Genomic DNA, 20,094 nt, shown 5'->3' with positions numbered 1-20,094 from the left:
CCGGACGGCCACCCGTGGTCAGGTCGGAAACTCAGTCGGCGGTGCCGGCACTTTCGGTGCCGGTGCTCGCCGAGCCGGAGCCTGCCGAAGCGCCGGAACGACGCCTGCGACGGCGGGCCGGGCGCTCGACGTTGTCGCCGGACTCCTTCTCCGCGGGGCCGGCTGCCGCCTCGCCGCTCGGCTTGGGGCCACCGCGGGTGCGACGCCGGGAGCCGCGCGAACGGCTGCCCTCGCCGGACTCGGCCGGAGCCGTGCCATTCGACTCGGTGCTGGTCGTGGCCTGCGCGTCGTCGGCCGGTGTGCCTTCGGCGTCACCACCGCCACCGCGGGTGCGGCGACGAGGCGCGCGGGCGCGCGTCTTGGCTGCCGGAGCCACGGGCTCGCTCTGGCCGCGGCCGCGCCGCTTCATGCCGAGGTCTTCCTCGTGCTCCGCGGCGAGCCCGGCCCGCGTCCGCTGCGACAGCGGGAGCCGACCGGAGGCGCCTTCGGGGATCTCGAGGTCGCTGAACAGGTGCTTCGACGAGGAGTACGTCTCCACCGGCTCCGGCTTGTCCAGGCCCAGGGTGTCGGAAATGAGCTTCCACCGGGGCATCTCGTCCCAGTCGACCAGGGTGATCGCGACGCCGGTCTTCCCGGCGCGGCCGGTGCGGCCGATCCGGTGGACGTAGGTCTTCTCGTCGTCCGGGGTCTGGTAGTTGAAGACGTGCGTGACATCGTCGACGTCGATCCCGCGCGCGGCGACATCGGTGGCGACCAGCACGTCGACCTTGCCGGCGCGGAACGCACGCAGAGCCTGCTCACGCGCGCCCTGGCCGAGGTCGCCGTGCACGGCCGCGGCGGCGAAACCGCGCTCGGCCAGGTCGTCGGCGACCTTCTGCGCGGTGCGCTTGGTGCGGGTGAAGATCATCGTCAGGCCGCGGTCCTTGGCCTGCAGGGCGCGGGCGACGAGCTCCGGCTTGTCCATCGAGTGAGCGCGGTAGACGAACTGCGTGGTGCGCTCGTGGATGGCGCTCGCGTCGTTCTCCTCGGCCCGGATGTGCGTGGGCTGGGTGAGGAACGTGCGGGCCAGCGTGATGATCGGGCCCGGCATGGTGGCCGAGAACAGCATCGTCTGCCGCTTCTCCGGGACCATCCGCAGGATGCGCTCGATATCGGGCAGGAAGCCCAGGTCGAGCATCTCGTCGGCCTCGTCGAGGACCAGGCCGCGGATCTTGCCCAGCACCAGCGCGCCGCGCTCGGCCAGGTCGAGCAGCCGGCCTGGGGTGCCGATGACCACGTCGACGCCCTTCTTGAGGGCCTCGATCTGGGTGTCGTACGGGCGGCCGCCGTAGATGGCGAGTGTGCTGACCTTGAGGTGCTTGCTCGCGCCCTTGAGGTCGTTGGCGACCTGGACGCACAGTTCGCGGGTCGGGACCACGACGAGCACCTGCGGGGTGCCGTCGCCGGGGATCTGCAGGCGCTGCAGCAGCGGCACGCCGAAGCCCAGCGTCTTGCCCATGCCGGTCCTGGCCTGGCCGATCAGGTCGTCGCCGGCCATGGCCAGCGGCAGCGTGAGCGCCTGGATGGCGAACGTCCGCTCGATACCGGCTTCGGCCAGCGCGCGGACGATCTCGGGACGGACGCCGAACTCGGCGAACGTGGGTGACTCGGGCTCGACCGGCGCCCCCGCCTGCAGCGGATGGGCGTCGATGGCCTCGGGGACACCGGACTCGCTGTGTTCCAGCGTGACCGGGTCCAGGGTCTGTGTTGGGTTGTCGTCGTTTTCGGACGGGCTAACGGTCAGCGTGATCGCCTCTCTCATACCAGCGCGCACTCACCTGGTGACTGATGGACACTCGACCGCGCTGGATTTACCGGGTCCCGGGGGCTTTTCCGCCTGAATCCGAACCTGCGCAGGAATGCCGCTTAGAGGCGTGCACGCACAATGTCTGCGCCGCTGCGAAGCTGTCCGTCGAGCTCTCCCAGCCGTGAGACCCGGTGGGGGATCTCAGTGACGGATCTGCTGCTGACGGTCTGCTGCCGCGGTGCGATAGATGTCAATACCTTGCACAGTGTACCTGGTCAGGTGTTTTGCGGTAGGTCCAGCCACGCCGACCGGCGGCGCACCCGTCCGTGGCGGGTTTCCCGATACGCTCTTCGCCGTGACCGAGGAGCGGAAGATCAGTGACGGTGAAGTCGACCTCTTGGGCGTGGTTGCCTATGGTGAATTGTCCGCTTTCGACCGATTGGCCGAGGACGCGCGCTCCGCGCCGACACTGACCGGCCGGGCCGCGCTGGCGTCCATGGCCGCCGCCGAGATCGGGCACTACGACCTGATCAGGGGCCATCTCGCCGAGTACGGCATCGCGATCGAGACGGCGATGACCCCGTTCGTCCGGCCCATCGACGAGTGGCACGCGTCCACCGCGCCGAAATCATGGCTCGAGTCCCTCGTGAAGGCCTACGTCGGCGACGGACTGGCCGCCGACCTCTACCGCGAAATGGCGAACTGGGTCGATCCGCTCACCAAGGACGTCGTACTGGATGTGCTCGCCGACACAGGCCACTCCGCGTTCGCCGAGCGCGAAGTCGCCGCCGGGATCCAGGCCGACCGCACCCAGCGGGACAGGCTCGCGCTGTGGGGGCGCCGCCTGCTCGGCGAGGCGCTGACGCAGGCCCAGTACGTCGTCGCCGAGCGTGATCCGCTCGCCGAGCTGATCGTCGCCGGCTCAGGCGACCTGTCGGGAATCGCCGGCCTGTTCCGCCGGTTGCAGCAGGGGCACACCAAGCGGATGCAGGTGCTCGGTCTCAGCTGAGGCGATGCGCCTCAGCTGAGGAGAGTGCTTCGGCTAGCCTTGTCCTGTTCATGCAAACTCGAAAAACCCCAGGCGGAGGTCTCACGTGGAGGTCAAGATCGGCATCAAGGACACCCCACGCGAACTCGTGGTGTCCAGCAGCCAATCTCCCGAGGAGGTCGAGAAGCTGGTCGCCGCCGCGATGGTCGCTGGTGACGGACTTTTCCGCCTCGACGACGAAAAGGGCCGCAAGTACATCGTGCCCTCGGAGCGCATCTCGTATGTCGAGATCGCGCCTTCCGACACCCGCAAGGTCGGGTTCTCGGTCGGCAAGTAGCCGCGCTGATCACGTCACAGGCCGGTCACCGACCCGTCTCAGCTCGCTCTCAGGCTCGCCCGTCACGCTCACCCAGAGAGACCGGCGGACGACTGACAGAGAGATGGGGTGGAGGACGTGACCGTCCTGGCGGACCGTGAGGCGGGCGTGCGCGACACGCCCGCACAGGTCGTCGAACCTCCTGGGCGGACCAACCGGCTGACCGGTATCGACGTGGCCAGAGGCCTTGCGGTGCTGGGAATGTACGCCGTGCATGTGGGACCGGACACCACGAAGCCCGGCCTGGCCGGCGCGATTTTCAAACCGTTCGAAGGGCATCCGGCGTCGCTGTTCGCCGTGCTCGCCGGCGTGTCGATCTCGCTGATGGCGGGTGGTCACCGGCCCAAGACGGGCCGCGCGCGCACCCGGATCGGCTGGAAGCTCGGCACCCGCGCGCCGCTGATGATCGCGCTCGGGCTGTGGCTGACCAACCTCGACACCGGCTACCTGATCATCCTCGCCTACTACGGCGTCACGTTCATCTTCGCGATCCCGTTCCTGCGCTGGGGCGTCAAGGCGCTGGTCAGCGCGACGGTCGTGGCCGCGCTGGTGTTCCCGTTCGTCTCGTGGCTGCTGCGCGGGCAGATCCTGCCGCACGGTGAGTTCTTCATCGCCCCGGACCTGGCCAACTCGGACTTCACTTCCCTCAGTGGGCTCGCTCACGGGGCGGTCGTGCTGGTCTTCACCGGTACGTTCCCGGCGTTCAACCTGATGACGTACATCTTCGCCGGTATGGCGATCGGCCGGCTGAACCTCGGCTCGCGGCGCGTGTGCCGGTGGCTGTTCGGCGGCGGGTTCGCGCTGTCCGGCCTGGGCTACCTGCTTTCGTGGCTCGGGACCGACGTCTTCGGCGGCATGCAGGCCATCTACAACGACGTCGCCCCCGCTGCCGCGCAAGCCGGGCTGAGCCCGCAGGACTACTTCGCCGGGTACGAGCTGTTCGTCCACGGCAGCCCGCCCACCACGAGCCTGGTCTGGGAGCTTCTCCGCACCGGCAGCTCGTACACGCCGTTCGACTTCATCATTTCGATCGGTCTGTCCGCCGGGATCATCGGTGGTTGCCAGCTCATCGCGGCGCACTGGGAGAAACTGGTGCGGCCGGTGGCGGACATCGGGTCGATGGTGCTGAGCGCGTACGCCGTGCACCTGTTCGCGATCCACGTGCTCTGGCCGAACGGCGGCCAGTTCAACGGCTGGCACTTCGTGGCGTTCTGCGCCGTCGGCATGGCGGCCGCGGTGGCGTGGCGCCGATGGATCGGCCGCGGCCCACTGGAATGGGCGCTGCACACGCTGTCCCGCTGGCCCGACTACGCCTTCCCCTCGCAGCGGCGTCCCCCGGCCGCAGCCTCTGCCGAACCCGAGCTGGAGTCCGCCTCCTCCGGGGGCGGGTAGCTGGACACCCTCAGGCCTCCTGTGGCTCGAGTTCATCGAGGGAGGTCGGGACGTGGAAGGGGGGCGTGCTGGTGCCCGTGACGCGGTAGCGGTCCCACGGGTCCGGGTCGGAGATCTCGCCCTGCGCGGTGCCGTCCGGCGTGCGGAGTTCGACGGGCCGCTTCTTGCCGCCGGCCAGCTTCGCGAGCTGCTCGTCGGCGGCGATCCGTCCGTACCAGCGGTAGTAGCCGTCGATCGGCTGGAAGTGCCCGCGCAGCGTCACCTCGACGGTGAGCTCGGTCCCGTCGAGGACCAGGGTCGCGGGGCCGATGTAGCCGTCTTCGTCGTGCTCGCTCACGGGAATCACGGGAATCTCCTTACGGTCAGCCAAGTTCTTCGGTGGACGCTGTCGACTGCGACAGCCGGACGACCTTGTTCTCGTCCAGCGGCAGGTTCGCGTCGATGACGATGCCGTGCTGGCGAGTGAGGCCGTCGATGGCGGCCCAGATGATCTGCGTCAGGTACTCCACGACGCTGTCGCGGCCCATGGATCGCCTGTCCAGCCACCATTCGCCGGTGTTCTGCACCATGCCGACGATCCCGTGCGCCCAGGGTTCGGCCGCGCCGGAGTCCATGTTGAACATGCGCATGTAGTCGCCGAGCAGCGCCGTCAGCGCGGTGGCGATGAGCTCCTTGTCCTCCGCGACGACGTCCGCGTCGACGCGCGACTTGTCCTGGAAGGACCCGCGCGCGAGCAAGCGGTACAGGTTCGGGTGCTCCTCGATGACGGTGAAGAACGCGTCGAGTGCCATCCGGATGCGGGGGACCGGCGCGAGCTCGGCGTTGATCGCCGGGATCAGCCGCTCGAACAGGATCTCCGTGCCCCGCTGGCCGAGCGCGACGTACAGGTCCGCCTTGTCGTCGAAATGGCGGTACAGCACGGGTTTCGTGACGCCGGCCTCGGCGGCGACGTCGTCCATGCCCAGGTCCGGCCCGTGGACGTCCAGCGCGCGAAGGGCGGCCTCGACGAACTCGGCCCGGCGGGCGATCCGGTGCTTCCGCCACCTGTCCCGGCGGGCGTCGCCGGTCGCCGCCTCGTCCGCGGACGGGTGCTTGCTGGGGTGCTTGCTGATGCGCTTGACACGTTCGACCACGAGAGGGATGCTACCAGAGGTAACTGTTACCCGAGGTTACAGAAACTCAGGTCACTCGGAAGGGGTTGTCGACAGTGACGTCTACGACAAGGGCGCTCAAGGAAACCGATCGAGACAAGACGGCCGAGCGGCTGCTCAAGTCTTCGGCGAACAAGTTCTACGACCCCGACGTCGATATCGACTGGGCAGCGCCGCTCGTTGACGGCCTGCACTTCATCCCGGAGAAGCGTTCGTCGCTGTACGGGACACCGCTGTGGGACAAGCTGACCCCGGAACAGCGTATCGAGCTGGGCAAACACGAGGTCGCCAGCATCGCCACCACCGGGCTGTGGTTCGAGATCCTGCTGATGCAGATGCTGCTCAAGGACGTCTACGACCAGGACCCGACGAGCGCCCACGCGCAGTACGCGTTGACCGAGGTCGCCGACGAGTGCCGGCATTCGACGATGTTCGCGCGGATGTCGGCGCGGATCGGCGCGCCCGGCTACGGCCCAGTGCCGTGGCTGCGGAAGCTCGCGAAGCTCATGCCGACGATCTCTTACGGCCCGGCGCGTTATGGCGCGATCCTGGTTGCCGAGGAGGTCCTCGACCGGTTGCAGCGCGAACAGATGAACGACCCGAACATCCAGCCGCTGGTGCGGATGGTGAACCGGATCCACGTGCTCGAAGAGGCCCGCCACGTGACGTTCGCACGTGAAGAAGTGACGCGCGGGATGGCGAAGCTGTCCAAAGTGGAGCTCGTCTACCAGCAGTTCATTATCGCGCTGATCGCGTTCTTCGTGACGCGTGCGTTCATCAACCCCGGCGTGTACAAAGCCGTCGGTATCCGCCCGTCCGAAGGCGTCGAGGCCGCGCTGAACAACCCGAACTGGCAGGAGACCATCCACTACGCGGGTGACCGGATCATGCCGTTCCTGCAGGAGTCCGGGCTGGTCGGCAAGCCGGGAATGTTCTTGTGGCGCAAGTCTTTCCTGCTCCCGAAGAAGTCGCGATGACGACGCTTCAGCCGTCGCGGCGGCCCGTTTCCTGGGACCCGGCGCGTGAACACCGCTTCGTCACCAGCGACGGCACGGCGTTGCACGTCGACGTCACCGGTCCGGCGGACTCGGCGGTTACGCTCGTGCTGGTGCACGGCTGGACCCAGGACCACCGGACCTGGGACCAGGTCGCGAACCGGATCGACGGCTCCGTGCGCGTGCTGCGGTACGACCTTCGCGGGCACGGCGGTTCCGGTCCCGCGAAGCCGGGCACGGCGAACATCGCCACGCTCGCCGACGACCTCGCCGAGTTGATCGAGGCGCGGGTTCCGGACGGACCCTTGGTGCTGGCCGGCCATTCGATGGGCGGCATGACGATCATGGCGTTCGCGGAGCGGTATCCGGAGCTGGTCTCCGACCGCGTTGCCGGTGTGGCTTTCGTCGCGACGTCGTCGGGGCAGATGGACCGTGTCACGCTTGGCCTGCCGGGCATCGCCGGGAACGGCGCTGTCCGCTTCGAACGGCGGCTGGGGAAGATGCTCGCGCGGCAGCGACGCGACGCCCTGCCGCTCTCGCCCGCCCTTGTGCGGCCGGGTGCGCGGTTCCTGGTGTTCGGCGAACATCCGCGGCGTAGCGACGTCACTTCCGTTGCGTACCAACTGCTTAGCGCGCATCCGGCCAGCGTCGCCGGGTTCCAGGAGGACATCGGCGTCCACGACCGCCGCACCGCGCTGGCGACATTGCGCGGCGTGCCGGCCGTGGTGATGGTCGGCGAACGGGACCGACTCTGCCCTGTCGCGCACGCCGAGGTCATCGCCGAGGAACTCCCCGACGCCGAGTTCGTCCGCTACCCGGGCGCCGGCCACATGCTCCCGCAAGAACGCGCCGCCGAAGTCGCGGAGCGGCTTCGAGCCGTCCTGGTCGCGGCTGCCCGGTAGGTGTTGGGCGTGGGTGCGGCGAAAGGGACGTTCCTTGCGTCAGGTGCAGGGAACCCTTGCCCGCCACGCAAGCATCGGTGCCCTTGGCGATCGCGTTCCCGCCGAGCAGGATGCCGACCGAGAAGACCAGGTCATCGTTGACACCGACCACGATCTGGCAGAGGGCCTTGTTGTTGACGCCACCGCCCGCCGCGCGGTAACCGACGGCGGGGTATCCCTGGATGAGGCCGAGGTTTCAACAGTCGCGCGCGCTCGCGGTCTTTGACGCGGCAGATGCCGAGCAGGGTCGCGACGTCGGCTTCCTTGACGGCGCCTTTTCCGGTGAGCATGCGGGAGACGTCGCTTTGGGACCAGCCGAGCTGGCGAGCGACCTCCAGGCCGGTGAGTTCGGCCTTTTCCAGGACGCGTCGGAGTTCTTCGCCGAGCTCGCGGCTGCGGACGGTCGTTTCGTGCTCGGGCATTCCGTCAAGCCACCGGAAAGGAGCTACCTACGCACCCGGTGGAATCCCCGAAGCCCCCGAACGCTCGTGAGTATTCTGGCCGATTAGAACCGGCCGGAACGCTCACGAGCTCTGACCAGGCTCAGTGTTGCAGGGGGAAACCGCCGCCGATACCGCGCCAGGCGAGGTTCGCGGTCAGGGCGACGGCCTCTTCCTGGCTCATCGAGCTGTGGTTCGCGAGCCAGAACCGGGCGCTGACCTGGCTCAGGCCGACGAGGCCGACGGCCAGCAGGCGCGCCTTGTCCTCGTCGAGGCCGGCGTCGGCGGTGATGGTCTCCGTGATGGCGTCGACGCTGGCCGACGTCGCCCTGTCGACGGCCTCCTGCACGGCGGGTTCGCCGCGGAGGTCGGATTCGAACACCATCCGGAAGGCGCCCGCGTCGCTGCTGACGAAGTCGAAGAACGCGCCGACGGTCGCGGGCACGCGCTGCCTGTTGTCGCTGGTCGAGTCCAGCGCGGTCTTGACGCGGTGCACGAGCTCGTCGACGTGGCTTTCCAGCAGGGCGATGTACAGGTCGAGCTTGCCGGGGAAATGCTGGTAGAGGACCGGCTTGCTGACGCCGGCCTCCTCGGCGATCTCGTCCATCGCCGCCGAGTGGTAGCCGTTCGCGGCGAAGACGCGCTGCGCCGCGGCCAGCAGCTGCGCACGGCGTTCCGTCCGTGGCAGGCGGACACCACGTTGCTGCACTCGCGCCATCTCCGTCATGCTTCCTCCAGTCGAGCCGCGTTCGCCGCGGCGGGGTCACCGCCACACGAAATCGCCTTGACATTACTCGCCGGTACGGCCGACGCGCCAAGGGTCAGGCATGCTGGAAGGGTGTCCACCTCCTATTCTCGCCCGAACGCCGCAGCGGCCAGACGCACCCCCATCACTCAAATCCCGCTGAGTGACACACCGCTGCCGTCGCTCGACGGCGAGCGGCACCCGTGGGCCGGGGTGCAGGAAACGGTCGGCGGGCTCCGCCTGCACGTCCGCCGTACCCCGGGTTCCGACGCCGCCGCGGCCGTCTACATCCACGGGCTCGGCGGGTCGTCGACGAACTGGACGGACCTGTCCGCGTTGTTGTCGCCGTTCGCCGCAGGTGCGTCCGTCGACCTGCCCGGCTTCGGGTTTTCCGAGCCCGAGGCCGGGTTTTCGTTCACCATGGACGCACACGCCGACGTCGTCGTGAAGTACCTCGAGCAGCTGGTCAAGGAGTCCGGCACCGGCTCGGTGCACCTGCTGGGCAACTCCATGGGCGGTGCGATCGCGCTCCTGACCGCGGCGCGACGGCCGGACCTGGTGCGCACGCTGACGCTGATTTCCCCCGCGATGCCCGACCGCCGCCCCGACCCGCGACGGATGTCCGACCCGATGATGGCGCTCGCGTACCTGCCGTTCGTCGGCCGCGGAGTGCGTCGCCGGATGGCTTCGATGGGGCCGCGCGAACGCGCGATGCAGGTGATCCGACTCTGTTTCGCGGAGCCTGAGGCCTTCACTGAGAGCAGGCTCACTGACCTCAGCGAAGAGCACAGCGCACGGGCCGGGCTTACCTGGGCGGCACCCGCGCTGGCCCGAAGCACGTTCGCCATCTTCCGCGCGTGGGGCGCACGCGGTTCCGCTTCGCTGTGGAGGACCGCGTCGACCGTCACAGTTCCCACGCTCGTGGTCTGGGGCATCCACGACCGAGTGATCTCCGTCCGGCGAGCAGCCCGTACCGCGCGAACGCTGCCGCACGGGCGGCTACTGGTCCTCCCCCGTACCGGCCATGTGGCGCAGATGGAACGCCCGATTGCCGTAGCGAAGGCCGTTTTGGGTATGTGGGAAACGGTGGAAACCGGTACCTGGTAGCCCATCCGAGTGAAGAGTTATCTCTGCGTAATACGCCAGTCGGCGTCGGCATCACGGTCCGTCTATGGCACCCTGGATGCGTGGAACGGGTGACGAGGGAACCGCGAGGCGAAGACGGGCGGGCTCAGCAGTACCCGTCGTCCGCTCGGCGCGCCCCGCATTCGGCGTCCAAGAGCTCCGGACTCCCACCGCGCACGGGTCAGCAGTACCGGCCGACTACGCCGCCCGCGGTGCGGGTCAGCGAGGACAGGTACCGCCCCGGCGGCCGCCGGACCTCCGCCGAGCCGCTGCGCGCGTCGTGGCAGCCGAAGGTCGATCCCGCCGAGGAAGACGAGTCCGACATACCGACGTCGGGCAAGCTCACCAAGCTGTCGAGGACGTACGGCTGGCGGGTCTACGCGCTGCCGATCCTCGTGGTGCTCACCGTGCTGATTGTGCTGAACACTGCCAACAGCCCGGCCCAGCCGATCGCGTCGGGTCAGCAGGCGCAGTCGCCCGCGGCGACCGGCACCGGGTCCGTCGCCAACGACCCTGCGGTCAACGAGAGCCCGGCGAAGCAGCTGAACATCCCCACCGCGGTCCTGCCCGGCGGCGGCGACTTCACCCAGCAGGGCAAGGGCACGTTCCATGTCCTCCCGATCCCTCCGGGCGGCGGCAAGAAGGTCGGCACGGCCGGCAAGCTGTACACCTACACCGTCGAGGTCGAGGACGGGATCGACGCGAGCAGCTTCAGCGGCGAGGACACGTTCGCCGATGCCGTCGAGGCCACGCTGTCGAACCCGCAGAGCTGGACGGGCACCGGTCAGGTGCAGTTCCAGCGGGTGGACGCGACCTACCCGAAGCCGAGTTTCCGGGTCAGCCTGACTACCCCGGCCACCGATCACCGCGAGGACGTCTGCGGGTACACGATCACCTACGAGTCCTCCTGCTACCGCAAGAGCTTCGACTCCCGCGTCGTGATCAACCTCGCCCGCTGGGTGCGCGGCGCGATCGCGTTCGCCGGCGACATGGGTATTTACCGCCAGTACGCGATCAACCACGAGGTCGGCCACGCCGTCGGCAAGAGTCACGTCGGCTGCCCCGGCAACGGCGAGCTCGCGCCGGTGATGATGCAGCAGACGTTCGGGGTGTCCGACGACTACGTCGCCGACCTCAACAAGGTCGACCCGACCAACTACAGCGCGGTGGCGAAGGACGGGCGGGTCTGCAAGGTCAACCCCTGGCCGAACCCGCAAGCTCAGCCGACAGGCTGACCCATCTCACCAGGTGGACGAGGGGAAGTACTTCTTGCCCGCGCGCGTTAGACATACTGGGATGCAGACGCGATCCACGCGAAGATGGAGGACCGATGTCAGGGACGCTGCCGCCGCTCGTAGAGCCGGCCGCTGAGCTCACCAAGGAAGAGGTGGCTCGCTACAGCCGTCACCTGATCATCCCGGATGTCGGAATGATCGGGCAGAAGCGGCTGAAGAACGCGAAGGTGCTGGTCATCGGTGCCGGCGGGCTGGGCAGCCCCGCGCTGCTGTACCTGGCCGCGGCCGGGGTCGGCACGCTGGGCATCGTCGACTTCGACGAGGTCGACGAGTCGAACCTGCACCGCCAGGTGATCCACGGCCAGTCCGACGTCGGCAAGCTCAAGGCTGTGTCGGCCAAGGAGTCGATCGCCGAGATCAACCCGTTCGTCAAGGTCAACCTGCACACCGAGCGGCTCGAGAGCGCCAACGCGCTGGAGATCTTCGCCGACTACGACCTCATCGTCGACGGCACGGACAACTTCGCCACCCGGTACCTGGTCAACGACGCGGCGGTGCTGCTCGGCAAGCCGTACGTCTGGGGCTCGATCTACCGCTTCGAGGGCCAGGCCAGCGTGTTCTGGGAGGACGCGCCGAACGGCAAGGGCCTCAACTACCGCGACCTCTACCCCGAGCCGCCGCCCCCGGGCATGGTCCCGTCCTGCGCCGAAGGCGGCGTGCTGGGCGTGCTGTGCGCGTCGATCGGTTCGATCATGGTCAACGAGGCGATCAAGCTCATCACGGGTATCGGTGAGCCGCTGCTCGGCCGTCTGATCAGCTACGACGCGCTGGAGATGCGCTACCGAGAGGTCAAGATCCGCAAGGATCCCGAGACCCCGAAGATCACCGAGCTCATCGACTACGACGCGTTCTGCGGCGTGGTGTCGGACGAGGCAGCCAACGCGGCGGCGGGGAGCACCATCACCCCGGCCGAGCTGAAGGCCAAGTTCGACAACGGCGACGTGTTCGAGCTGATCGACGTCCGCGAGCCGCACGAGTACGAGATCGTGAACATCAAGGGCGCCAAGCTGATCCCGAAGGACCGGATCCTGTCCGGCGAGGCGCTGTCCGAGCTGCCGCAGGATCGGCCGATCGTGCTGCACTGCAAGTCCGGTGCCCGCTCAGCGGAAGCACTTGCGGCGCTGCACCAGGCCGGTTTCAAGGATGCGACCCACCTCGGTGGCGGCATCCTGGCGTGGGCCAGGCAGATCGACCAGAGCCTGCCGACGTACTGAGCCACACACGACTCGCCGTCGACTTGCGGTAGTTGAGTCCTCAAGCAGGGCACTTTTGTGGCTCTTGTGTCGTAGGTGTGGGTCCGCGACGCCTCAGTGGCTGGTGAGGTTCTTGAGGTCAGCGGGTGTGGTCGGCTGTCAGTGAATGTGGGACTCGTCGGCGTGAACGTGGGACTCGCCGGGCAGGAGTGTGGGACTCGCCGATGTGTTGTGCGAGTCCCACGTTCAGCGAGGGCGAGTCCCACGTTCAGACCGGCGAGTCCCACACCCAGCTCCGGACACCGGCATTCGCCGTACACCGGACACGACCCGGCCCTTGCTGCGGTAAAACGCAGCCAGTCCACAGCAACCAGCACCCACACAGACGACCGAAGACCCACTTTTGTACAAGGGTGCCCTGCTTGTGGACGCTAAGCACCGCAACTCGACGGCGAGTTGCACGCCGCGTCGATGCGAGCCGTCTCATTCGTGGCGCCGAAAGCGAGGTAATCTCACTTGTCGTGCGCTCCAGACCCGAACCCCCGCCGGACCACGTCTGTTCGGCCTTCGGCGCGCGGCCCGTGGAAGCGGAGCTGCTGCCCGAACGCGGCGCGTGGCGCTTCGGCGACATCGTGCTCAAACCGGTGGGGGACAAGCGACACGCGCTCTGGTCGGCGAAGGCGCTCAACCACGTCGTCGTGCCGGATCTGCGGATCGCGAAGCCGGTGCGCGCGACAGACGGACGGTCGATCGTCGCGAACTGGTCGGCCAACCGGTACGTGTCGGGAACGGCCGAACACCGGTACGACGAGGTCGTGCTCGCCGCGGTCAAACTGCACCGCGTGACAGTCGACTTCCCGCGTCCGCCGTTCCTCGAGGAGCGCACCGACTTCGACTCCGTCGCCGACCGGATGGCGTGGGGAGAGGCCGAAGTCCAGCTCGACGAGACCAACGGCGGCCGCTGGTTCGAGGTCCTCGCCGGCGCGCGGCGGCCGGTCCGGTTGCCGAACCAAGTCGTCCATGGCGATCTGCTGGCCAGCATGGTGTTCGACGGCGATGCCCCGCCCGGACTCATCGACTTCACGCCGTACTACCGCCCGGCCGAGTGGGGCGTCGCCGTCGTCGCGGTCGACGCGCTGATCTGGGGCGGAGCGGACATCCAGCTGCTGCACCGCTGGTCACACCTGCCGGACTGGTCCCAGATGCTCCTGCGCGCGATGCTCTTCCGGCTCGCCGCGAACGCCATGAACCCGAAGGCCACCCGCGCTGCCCTCGACGGCCTCCGAGCCGCGTCCCGCGAGGTCAGCGAGCTCGTCTGAGCTCAAGTCGACGGCGAGTTGCGGGAGTCGGCGCGCATCTCACCGCGTGGACGGGGATTTCGGTGCCCTTTGTCAACTGCCGGAAACATTCAGGCGTTTTGAGGTAACACCCCGTCCTTAGCGTCCCTTCCTGAGCCGACCACCGGAAAGGGAGGGACACCAGCATGACCGCCGACGCCGCACCCCAAGTCCAGCACTCGGGAAAGCACTGGATCGACCACTGGGAGCCCGAGGACGCCGGGTTCTGGGAGTCGACCGGCAAGAAGATCGCCAACCGGAACCTCTGGTTCTCCATCTTCTCCGAGCACATCGGCTTCTCGATCTGGAGCCTGTGGTCGGTGATGGTCCTGTTCATGGGCCCGAAGTTCGGCCTCTCGGCGTCGGACAAGTTCCTGCTGGTCTCGACGCCGACGCTGGTCGGGTCGATCCTGCGCCTGCCCTACAGCTTCGCCGTCGCCAAGTTCGGCGGCCGCAACTGGACAATCATCAGCGCGCTGCTGCTGCTGATCCCGACGGTGGCCGCCGCGATCGTGATGCAGCCGGGCACCTCCCTGGGCACCTTCCTGATCGTGGCCGCGTTCGGTGGTGTCGGTGGCGGGAACTTCGCGTCGTCGATGACCAACATCAACACCTTCTACCCGGAGAAGGCCAAGGGCATGGCGCTGGGTCTCAACGCCGGTGGCGGGAACCTGGGGGTCGCGGCGATCCAGCTGGTCGGGCTGCTGATCATCGGCACCGCCGGTGCCACCGCCCCGCGGATCGTGCTCTACATCTACATCCCGCTGATCGTCATCGCCGCAGTGTGCGCGGCGCAGTTCATGGACAATCTCTCCACGGTGCGGGCCGATAACAAGGGCATGCGTGAGGTCGTCAAGGACGCACACAGCTGGGTGATGTCGTTTCTCTACATCGGCACCTTCGGTTCGTTCATCGGCTTCAGTTTCGCCTTCGGTCTCGTCCTGCAGAACCAGTTCGGCCGGACACCGCTGCAGGCGGCCGCGGTGACGTTCCTCGGCCCGCTGCTCGGCTCGTTCTCGCGTCCGGTCGGCGGCTGGCTGGCCGACCGCCTCGGCGGTGCGAAGGTCACGTTCTTCACGTTCGTCGGCATGGCCGTCGCCACGCTCGTGCTGATCGTGGCGTCGAACAGCAAGTCCCTGGCACTGTTCACGATCGCGTTCATCGTGCTGTTCGTGCTGACCGGAGTCGGCAACGGTTCGACCTACAAGATGATCCCGGCGATCTTCCGGGTGAAGGCCAAGGCCGCGATCGCGGAAGGCGCGGACGAGGCGCTGGAACTGCTCAAGGCGCGCAAGCTGTCCGGTGCGCTCATCGGTTTGGCAGGCGCGATCGGTGCGCTCGGCGGGCTGTTCATCAATCTCGCGTTCCGGCAGTCGTTCGCCGACGCCAAGAGCGGGGTGCCCGCGTTCGTCGGGTTCCTGATCTTCTACGGCCTGTGTTTCGTCGTGACCTGGGCTGTCTACCTGCGCAAACCCGCCGCGGAGACGAGCAAGCGAGGACTGGCGATCGCCGGGGCTGAGGTCTGATGCCAGACACGCGCACGCTGGTCGTTGTCGGGCATGGCATGGTCGCGCATCGGCTCGTCGAAGCCGTTCGCGCGGACGACCCGGCGGGCGCGTGGCGGATCGTAGTGCTGGCCGAGGAGCCTCGGCCGGCCTACGATCGGGTCGCCCTGACGTCCTATGTGGACGGTTGGGACCCCGCGAAACTGGCGTTGCCGGGAGCCGACTACGCCCATGATGAGCACGTCGAACTCCGTCTCGGCGACCCGGTGACCACCGTGGACCGTGAACGCCGGGTTGTCGTCACGGAAGCCGGGTTCGAGCAGGGCTACGACGCGCTGGTGCTGGCGACCGGCTCGCGTCCGTTCGTTCCGCCGGTCAAGGGGCACGACCTGCCGGGCGTGTTCGTCTACCGGACGATCGAGGACCTCGACGCGATCCGGGCGGCGGCGGGCAAGTCCGGTCGAGGCCGGCGCGCCGCGATGGTCGTGGGTGGTGGCCTGCTCGGTCTTGAAGCGGCGAAAGCACTGCGGGACATGGGCTTGTCGCCGCACGTGGTCGAAATGGGACCGCGCCTGATGCCGTTGCAGGTCGACGAGGGCGGTGGCGGTCTGCTGCGGCGGCTGATCACCGCGCTCGACGTCTCCGTCCACACGGGAACGTCGACGGAGGTCATCGAGGCCGACGGCGAACGGCTTTTCGCGCGGCTGGCCAACGGCACCGAGCTGGACCTGGACCTGGTCGTGTTCTCGGCCGGGATCCGGCCCCGTGACGACCTCGCCCGCGCCAGTGGACTCGAAGTCGGCGCGCGGGGCGGGATCACGGTCGACGCCTCGTGCCGGACCGGCGACGAAAACGTCTACGCCATCGGCGAATGTGCGGCGGTCAACGGCCGTGTGTACGGCATTGTCGCGCCGGGTTACGCGATGGCGGAGGTGGTGGCGGCCCAGCTCACCGGAAGCGCGGCCACCTTCCCCGAGCCGGACACCTCGACCAAGCTGAAGCTAATGGGCGTCGACGTCGCCAGTTTCGGTGACGCGCATGCGGCCACCGAGGGTTCGCTCGAGGTGGTGTTCAACGACGCCGTCGCCGGTTCGTACAAGAAGCTCGTGGTCTCGGACGACACGCGAACGCTGCTCGGCGGGGTGCTGGTCGGCGATGCGAGCGAATACAACACGTTGCGGGCGTTGGTCGGCAGACGGCTGCCCGCCGACCCGGGAGCGATCCTCGCGCCGGCCGGTGGCGGTGCGGCCGTTGGTGTCGACGCGCTGCCGAGCGAAGCGCAGATCTGTTCCTGCAACGCGGTGACCAAGGGTGCGATCACCACCGCGATCACCGAAGGCGGTAACGACTCGGTCGGCAAGATCAAGGCGTGCACCCGCGCCGGAACTGCTTGCGGCTCTTGTGTTCCGATGCTGGGCAAGCTGCTCGCGGCGTGCGGGGTCGAGCAGTCGAAGTCGCTGTGCGAGCACTTTCCGCAGTCGCGCGCGGAGCTGTTCGAGATCGTCCGCGCGACCCGCATTGCCACGTTCAGCGAGCTGATTCGCCGATACGGCAAGGGACTCGGCTGCGCGATCTGCAAGCCGGCGGCGGCGTCGATCCTGGCGACACTGGGGAACGGGCATATTCTCGGCGGCGAGCAAGCCACTCTTCAGGACACGAACGACAAGTACCTCGCCAACATGCAGCGCAACGGGACGTACTCGGTGGTCCCGCGGATCCCGGGCGGCGAGATCACGCCGGAGAAGCTGTTGGTCATCGCCCAGGTCGCGCTGGATTTCGGGCTGTACACCAAGATCACCGGCGGACAGCGGATCGACCTGTTCGGTGCGACCGTCGACCAGCTGCCGGACATCTGGCGGCGGCTCGTCGACGCCGGGTTCGAATCCGGACACGCCTACGGCAAGGCATTGCGGACAGTGAAGTCGTGTGTCGGGTCGACGTGGTGCCGCTATGGCGTTCAGGACAGCGTCGGGCTCGCGATCGAGCTGGAGCTCAGGTACCGCGGGCTGCGGTCGCCGCACAAGATCAAGTCCGGCGTGTCCGGCTGCGCGCGTGAATGCGCGGAGGCCCGCAGCAAGGACTTCGGCATCATCGCGACGGAGAACGGCTGGAACCTCTACGTCGGCGGTAACGGGGGCATCACGCCACGCCACGCCGAGCTTCTGGTGTCCGATGTGGACACCGAGACGCTGATCCGGACCATCGACCGGTTCCTGATGTTCTACGTCCGGACCGCCGACCGCCTGCAGCGCACAGCGGCTTGGATCGAGGAGATGGAAGGCGGGCTGGACCATCTGCGGGCGGTGATCGTGGACGACAGTCTCGGCATCTGCGAAGACCTGGAGGCGGCCATGGCCAAGCACGTCGAGGACTACCATGACGAATGGCGCGGAGTGCTTGAGGACCCGGAGAAGCTGGCGCGGTTCAGTACGTTCGTCAACGCGCCGGGTACCCCCGATCCGACCATCGCATTCCGCACCGAGCGGGAGCAGAACGTGCCCGTCTTGCTGGGCATGCCCGAGGTCGCGAGTCGATGACCCTGTCAATGGAGCGAACGTGGACAGCGGTATGCGCGGTGACGGCCATCCCGATCGGTGGCGGTGTCGCCGCGCTGCTCGGCGAAGATGTCCAGGTGGCGATCTTCCGGCCGTCGGAAGATGACCTTTTCGGACTGTCCAACATAGACCCGTTCAGTGGTGCTGCGGTCTTGGCGCGCGGGATCGTCGGGGACAGCGAAGGTGCCCCGGTGGTCGCGTCACCGATCTACAAGCAGCGCTTCGACCTCCGCACCGGTGTGTGCCTGGACGACGCAGGGGTGCGGGTGCTGGTGTATGCCGTGCGGGTGACGGCTGGAGTGGTGCATGTGGAGTTGCCATGAATGAAATGGGTGTGCTGCCGCTGGCCGGATTCGTCATCGGCATCACCGCCGCGCGCCGGGCTGACGAGCTCGGCGCGTTGCTCGTGCGCAAGGGCGCGACCGCGCGGTACGGGCCGGCGATCCGGATCGTGCCGCTGGCCGACGACTCCGACCTGCACGCGGCGACGACCAGGTTGCTGGACGAGCGGGTGGACGCCGTCGTCGCGACCACCGGCATCGGCTTCCGCGGCTGGATCGAGGCAGCCGAGGACTGGGGAATCGGGCAGGCGCTGCTCGATCGCATCGGTCAGGCGTCGCTGCTCGCGCGCGGGCCGAAGGCGAAGGGCGCGATTCGTTCGTCCGGGCTTTCGGAGGAGTACTCGCCGGCGTCGGAGAGCAATGCCGAACTGCTGCAGCACCTGCTGACCACCGGGGTGGACGGCCTGCGGATCGCGGTCCAGCTGCACGGCGAGCCACTGCCGTACTTCGTGGACTCACTGCGCGCGGCCGGGGCCGAGGTCATCGAGATCCCGGTGTACCGATGGGTCGGGCCCGCTGATCCGGGTCCGCTGGACAGGCTGATCGACGCGGTGCTCGACGGCACGATCGACGCCATGCCGTTCACCAGCGCGCCCGCGGCGGCGAGCATGCTGGCCATGGCGAAGCGCACTGGGAGGCTCGCGGGCCTGGTCGACGGGCTGAGTGAGCGGGTGCTGGTGGCGTGTGTCGGGCCGATCACCGCGGCCCCGCTCGCCGCGCTCGGCATTCCGACCGTGCAGCCGGAACGAGCCAGGATCGGTGCGCTCGCGCGGACGGTCACGCAGTCCTTGGCTGAACGTTCGCCACGGCTGCACGCGGCGGGGCGGTGTATCGAGCTGCGCGGCCAGGCGGCCATTGTGGACGGTCAGTGGTGTGACGTCGCGCCGGCGCCGATGGCGTTGCTGCGCGCGCTGGCGGCCGAGCCGGGGCGAGTGGTTTCGCGGCGGGAGCTGGTGTCGGCGTTGCCTGGCGGTGGCGAGGCGCACGCTGTGGAAACGGCGATCGGCAGGCTCCGGACCTCGCTGGGGGAAGGACGGCTGGTGCAGACCGTGGTGAAACGCGGCTATCGGCTCGCCGTGGAAAGGTCGCAGTCATGATCGTCCTGGCAGCGCACGGTACGCGCGATCCGGCCGGTGCCGTCGTGATCGAAGCCCTGGCCGCCCTGGTACGTGCGCGCGGCTACGAAGTCCGGGTGGCCTACGCCGACGTCCGCGCACCGGACGTGACGACGGTCCTGGACTCGCTATCCCTCGGCTGCGGGCCGGTGGTGGTGGTGCCCGCGTTCCTTGCCTCGGGGTATCACGTCCGCACCGACATTCCGGCGCAGGTCGAAGCGAGCGAGCGCCGGAACGTGCTGATGGCGGAGTCGTTCGGGCCCGCGCGTGAGCTCGTCGACGTCATGGCCGAACGGCTCTACGCCGCTGGCTATCACGAGAGCGATCACGTCGTCCTCGCTGCAGCAGGATCCAACGACGCGCGTGCACTGTCCGATGTGGACAATGCGGCACACGCGCTCGCGCTGCGCTTGGGCACCCCGGTGCGGGTGGGTTATGCGGCCACCGCTTCTCCTTCCGTCGCGGACATCGTCGAACAAGCGCACGGCAGGGTCGCCGTCGCTTCCTGGCTGCTCGCCCCCGGCTTGTTCCACCGCCGGGTCACCGAATCGGGTGCCGGGGTGTGCGCCGCCCCGCTCGGCGCCCACCCCGGCATAGCTGACCTCGTGCTACGCCGCTATCACCGAGCCCTGCGGACCGCCGCCGCAGCCTGAGGGCCGGTGAACCTGGCCGTGCCGATCGTCGCTTCTTCGTTGGTGCCCATAGCTTTCCTCCCCGTTTCCTCGTTGTCCCCTTGATCCTCTCATTCCCCACCGACAGTTTCCGCTCATTTTCGCGACGGGCGAAGCGTCGGCTTGGCGTCGGGCCTCTGCTG

General features: G+C 68.2%; 19 protein-coding genes and 1 pseudogene. 15 read left to right on the top strand and 5 right to left on the bottom strand.

Going from position 1 to position 20,094, the window contains the following annotated elements; translation table 11 throughout:
• Positions 1-31 precede the first annotated feature (31 nt).
• On the bottom strand, positions 32-1,801 hold the full coding sequence (locus tag JWQ81_RS14535) for a DEAD/DEAH box helicase (RefSeq protein WP_297541640.1): 1,770 nt from the start codon (positions 1,799-1,801) through the stop codon (positions 32-34).
• A gap of 340 nt (positions 1,802-2,141) precedes the next feature.
• On the opposite strand from JWQ81_RS14535, the gene JWQ81_RS14530 reads away from it, so the two are divergent.
• From JWQ81_RS14530 to JWQ81_RS14520, 3 genes are all read left to right on the top strand, one after another.
• Positions 2,142-2,795, top strand: coding sequence for a ferritin-like fold-containing protein (locus JWQ81_RS14530; RefSeq protein ID WP_297541638.1), 654 nt, complete (start codon positions 2,142-2,144; stop codon positions 2,793-2,795).
• An 85-nt stretch (positions 2,796-2,880) separates the two neighbouring features.
• Entirely contained in the window at positions 2,881-3,111 is a 231-nt protein-coding gene (locus tag JWQ81_RS14525; protein WP_297541636.1) for a DUF3107 domain-containing protein, read from the top strand.
• Positions 3,112-3,228: 117 nt separating this feature from the next.
• Entirely contained in the window at positions 3,229-4,542 is a 1,314-nt protein-coding gene (locus JWQ81_RS14520; RefSeq protein WP_297541634.1) for a heparan-alpha-glucosaminide N-acetyltransferase domain-containing protein, read from the top strand.
• A gap of 10 nt (positions 4,543-4,552) precedes the next feature.
• On the opposite strand, the gene JWQ81_RS14515 is transcribed toward JWQ81_RS14520, so the two are convergent.
• Entirely contained in the window at positions 4,553-4,885 is a 333-nt protein-coding gene (locus JWQ81_RS14515) for a DUF4873 domain-containing protein (protein ID WP_297541696.1), read from the bottom strand.
• A 19-nt stretch (positions 4,886-4,904) separates the two neighbouring features.
• Positions 4,905-5,684 carry a TetR/AcrR family transcriptional regulator gene (locus JWQ81_RS14510; protein ID WP_297541694.1) on the bottom strand — a complete coding sequence of 260 codons (780 nt, stop codon included), beginning with the start codon at positions 5,682-5,684 and terminating at the stop codon, positions 4,905-4,907.
• Between the two features lie 65 nt (positions 5,685-5,749).
• Here JWQ81_RS14510 and JWQ81_RS14505 point away from each other — a divergent pair, with 65 nt between their 5' ends.
• Genes JWQ81_RS14505 through JWQ81_RS14495 form a run of 3 tightly spaced genes read left to right on the top strand, consistent with a single transcriptional unit; the run spans position 5,750 to position 7,855 of the window.
• Positions 5,750-6,670 carry a diiron oxygenase gene (locus JWQ81_RS14505; protein ID WP_297541632.1) on the top strand — a complete coding sequence of 307 codons (921 nt, stop codon included), beginning with the start codon at positions 5,750-5,752 and terminating at the stop codon, positions 6,668-6,670.
• Positions 6,667-7,590, top strand: coding sequence for an alpha/beta hydrolase (locus tag JWQ81_RS14500; protein WP_297541630.1), 924 nt, complete (start codon positions 6,667-6,669; stop codon positions 7,588-7,590). Before JWQ81_RS14505 ends, JWQ81_RS14500 begins: the two co-directional genes overlap by 4 nt.
• A gap of 34 nt (positions 7,591-7,624) precedes the next feature.
• Positions 7,625-7,855 carry a hypothetical protein gene (locus JWQ81_RS14495; protein WP_297541628.1) on the top strand — a complete coding sequence of 77 codons (231 nt, stop codon included), beginning with the start codon at positions 7,625-7,627 and terminating at the stop codon, positions 7,853-7,855.
• 34 nt (positions 7,856-7,889) lie between these two features.
• Here the strand turns inward: JWQ81_RS14495 and JWQ81_RS44930 are convergent.
• Positions 7,890-8,051: pseudogene (locus JWQ81_RS44930) on the bottom strand (helix-turn-helix transcriptional regulator); the annotation flags it as partial.
• 121 nt (positions 8,052-8,172) lie between these two features.
• A complete protein-coding gene (locus JWQ81_RS14485; protein ID WP_297541624.1) occupies positions 8,173-8,796 on the bottom strand; it encodes a TetR/AcrR family transcriptional regulator in 624 nt (207 codons plus the stop codon).
• A gap of 192 nt (positions 8,797-8,988) precedes the next feature.
• Between JWQ81_RS14485 and JWQ81_RS14480 the strand changes: the two genes are divergently transcribed.
• The 9 genes from JWQ81_RS14480 (at position 8,989) to JWQ81_RS14440 (ending at position 19,933) form a co-directional block, all read left to right on the top strand.
• The gene (locus JWQ81_RS14480) at positions 8,989-9,921 is read left to right on the top strand and encodes an alpha/beta fold hydrolase (protein ID WP_297541692.1); all 933 of its coding nucleotides are present in this window, start codon (positions 8,989-8,991) and stop codon (positions 9,919-9,921) included.
• Between the two features lie 80 nt (positions 9,922-10,001).
• Positions 10,002-11,174, top strand: a complete 1,173-nt coding sequence (locus JWQ81_RS14475) for a DUF3152 domain-containing protein (RefSeq protein ID WP_297541622.1) — start codon at positions 10,002-10,004, stop codon at positions 11,172-11,174.
• 95 nt (positions 11,175-11,269) lie between these two features.
• Complete coding sequence (gene moeZ, locus JWQ81_RS14470) at positions 11,270-12,448, top strand: adenylyltransferase/sulfurtransferase MoeZ (RefSeq protein ID WP_297541620.1); 1,179 nt, start codon at positions 11,270-11,272, stop codon at positions 12,446-12,448.
• Positions 12,449-12,948: 500 nt separating this feature from the next.
• Complete coding sequence (locus JWQ81_RS14465; protein WP_297541618.1) at positions 12,949-13,746, top strand: TIGR02569 family protein; 798 nt, start codon at positions 12,949-12,951, stop codon at positions 13,744-13,746.
• A gap of 164 nt (positions 13,747-13,910) precedes the next feature.
• Positions 13,911-15,290 carry a nitrate/nitrite transporter gene (locus tag JWQ81_RS14460; protein WP_297541616.1) on the top strand — a complete coding sequence of 460 codons (1,380 nt, stop codon included), beginning with the start codon at positions 13,911-13,913 and terminating at the stop codon, positions 15,288-15,290.
• Positions 15,290-17,806, top strand: a complete 2,517-nt coding sequence (gene nirB / locus JWQ81_RS14455) for a nitrite reductase large subunit NirB (RefSeq protein WP_297541614.1) — start codon at positions 15,290-15,292, stop codon at positions 17,804-17,806. The genes JWQ81_RS14460 and nirB overlap by 1 nt, the downstream gene beginning before the upstream one ends.
• Positions 17,803-18,147 carry a nitrite reductase small subunit NirD gene (nirD, locus tag JWQ81_RS14450; RefSeq protein WP_297541612.1) on the top strand — a complete coding sequence of 115 codons (345 nt, stop codon included), beginning with the start codon at positions 17,803-17,805 and terminating at the stop codon, positions 18,145-18,147. The genes nirB and nirD overlap by 4 nt, the downstream gene beginning before the upstream one ends.
• Complete coding sequence (locus JWQ81_RS14445) at positions 18,144-19,262, top strand: uroporphyrinogen-III synthase (RefSeq protein ID WP_297541610.1); 1,119 nt, start codon at positions 18,144-18,146, stop codon at positions 19,260-19,262. The genes nirD and JWQ81_RS14445 overlap by 4 nt, the downstream gene beginning before the upstream one ends.
• A complete protein-coding gene (locus JWQ81_RS14440; protein WP_297541608.1) occupies positions 19,259-19,933 on the top strand; it encodes a sirohydrochlorin chelatase in 675 nt (224 codons plus the stop codon). Before JWQ81_RS14445 ends, JWQ81_RS14440 begins: the two co-directional genes overlap by 4 nt.
• The last annotated feature ends 161 nt before the right edge of the window (positions 19,934-20,094 follow it).

This window comes from Amycolatopsis sp. (genome assembly GCF_025464955.1).
Classification (GTDB): domain Bacteria; phylum Actinomycetota; class Actinomycetes; order Mycobacteriales; family Pseudonocardiaceae; genus Amycolatopsis.
Note: the sequence above shows the minus strand (reverse complement) of the source record. Positions and strands in the feature narration are given on the sequence as shown.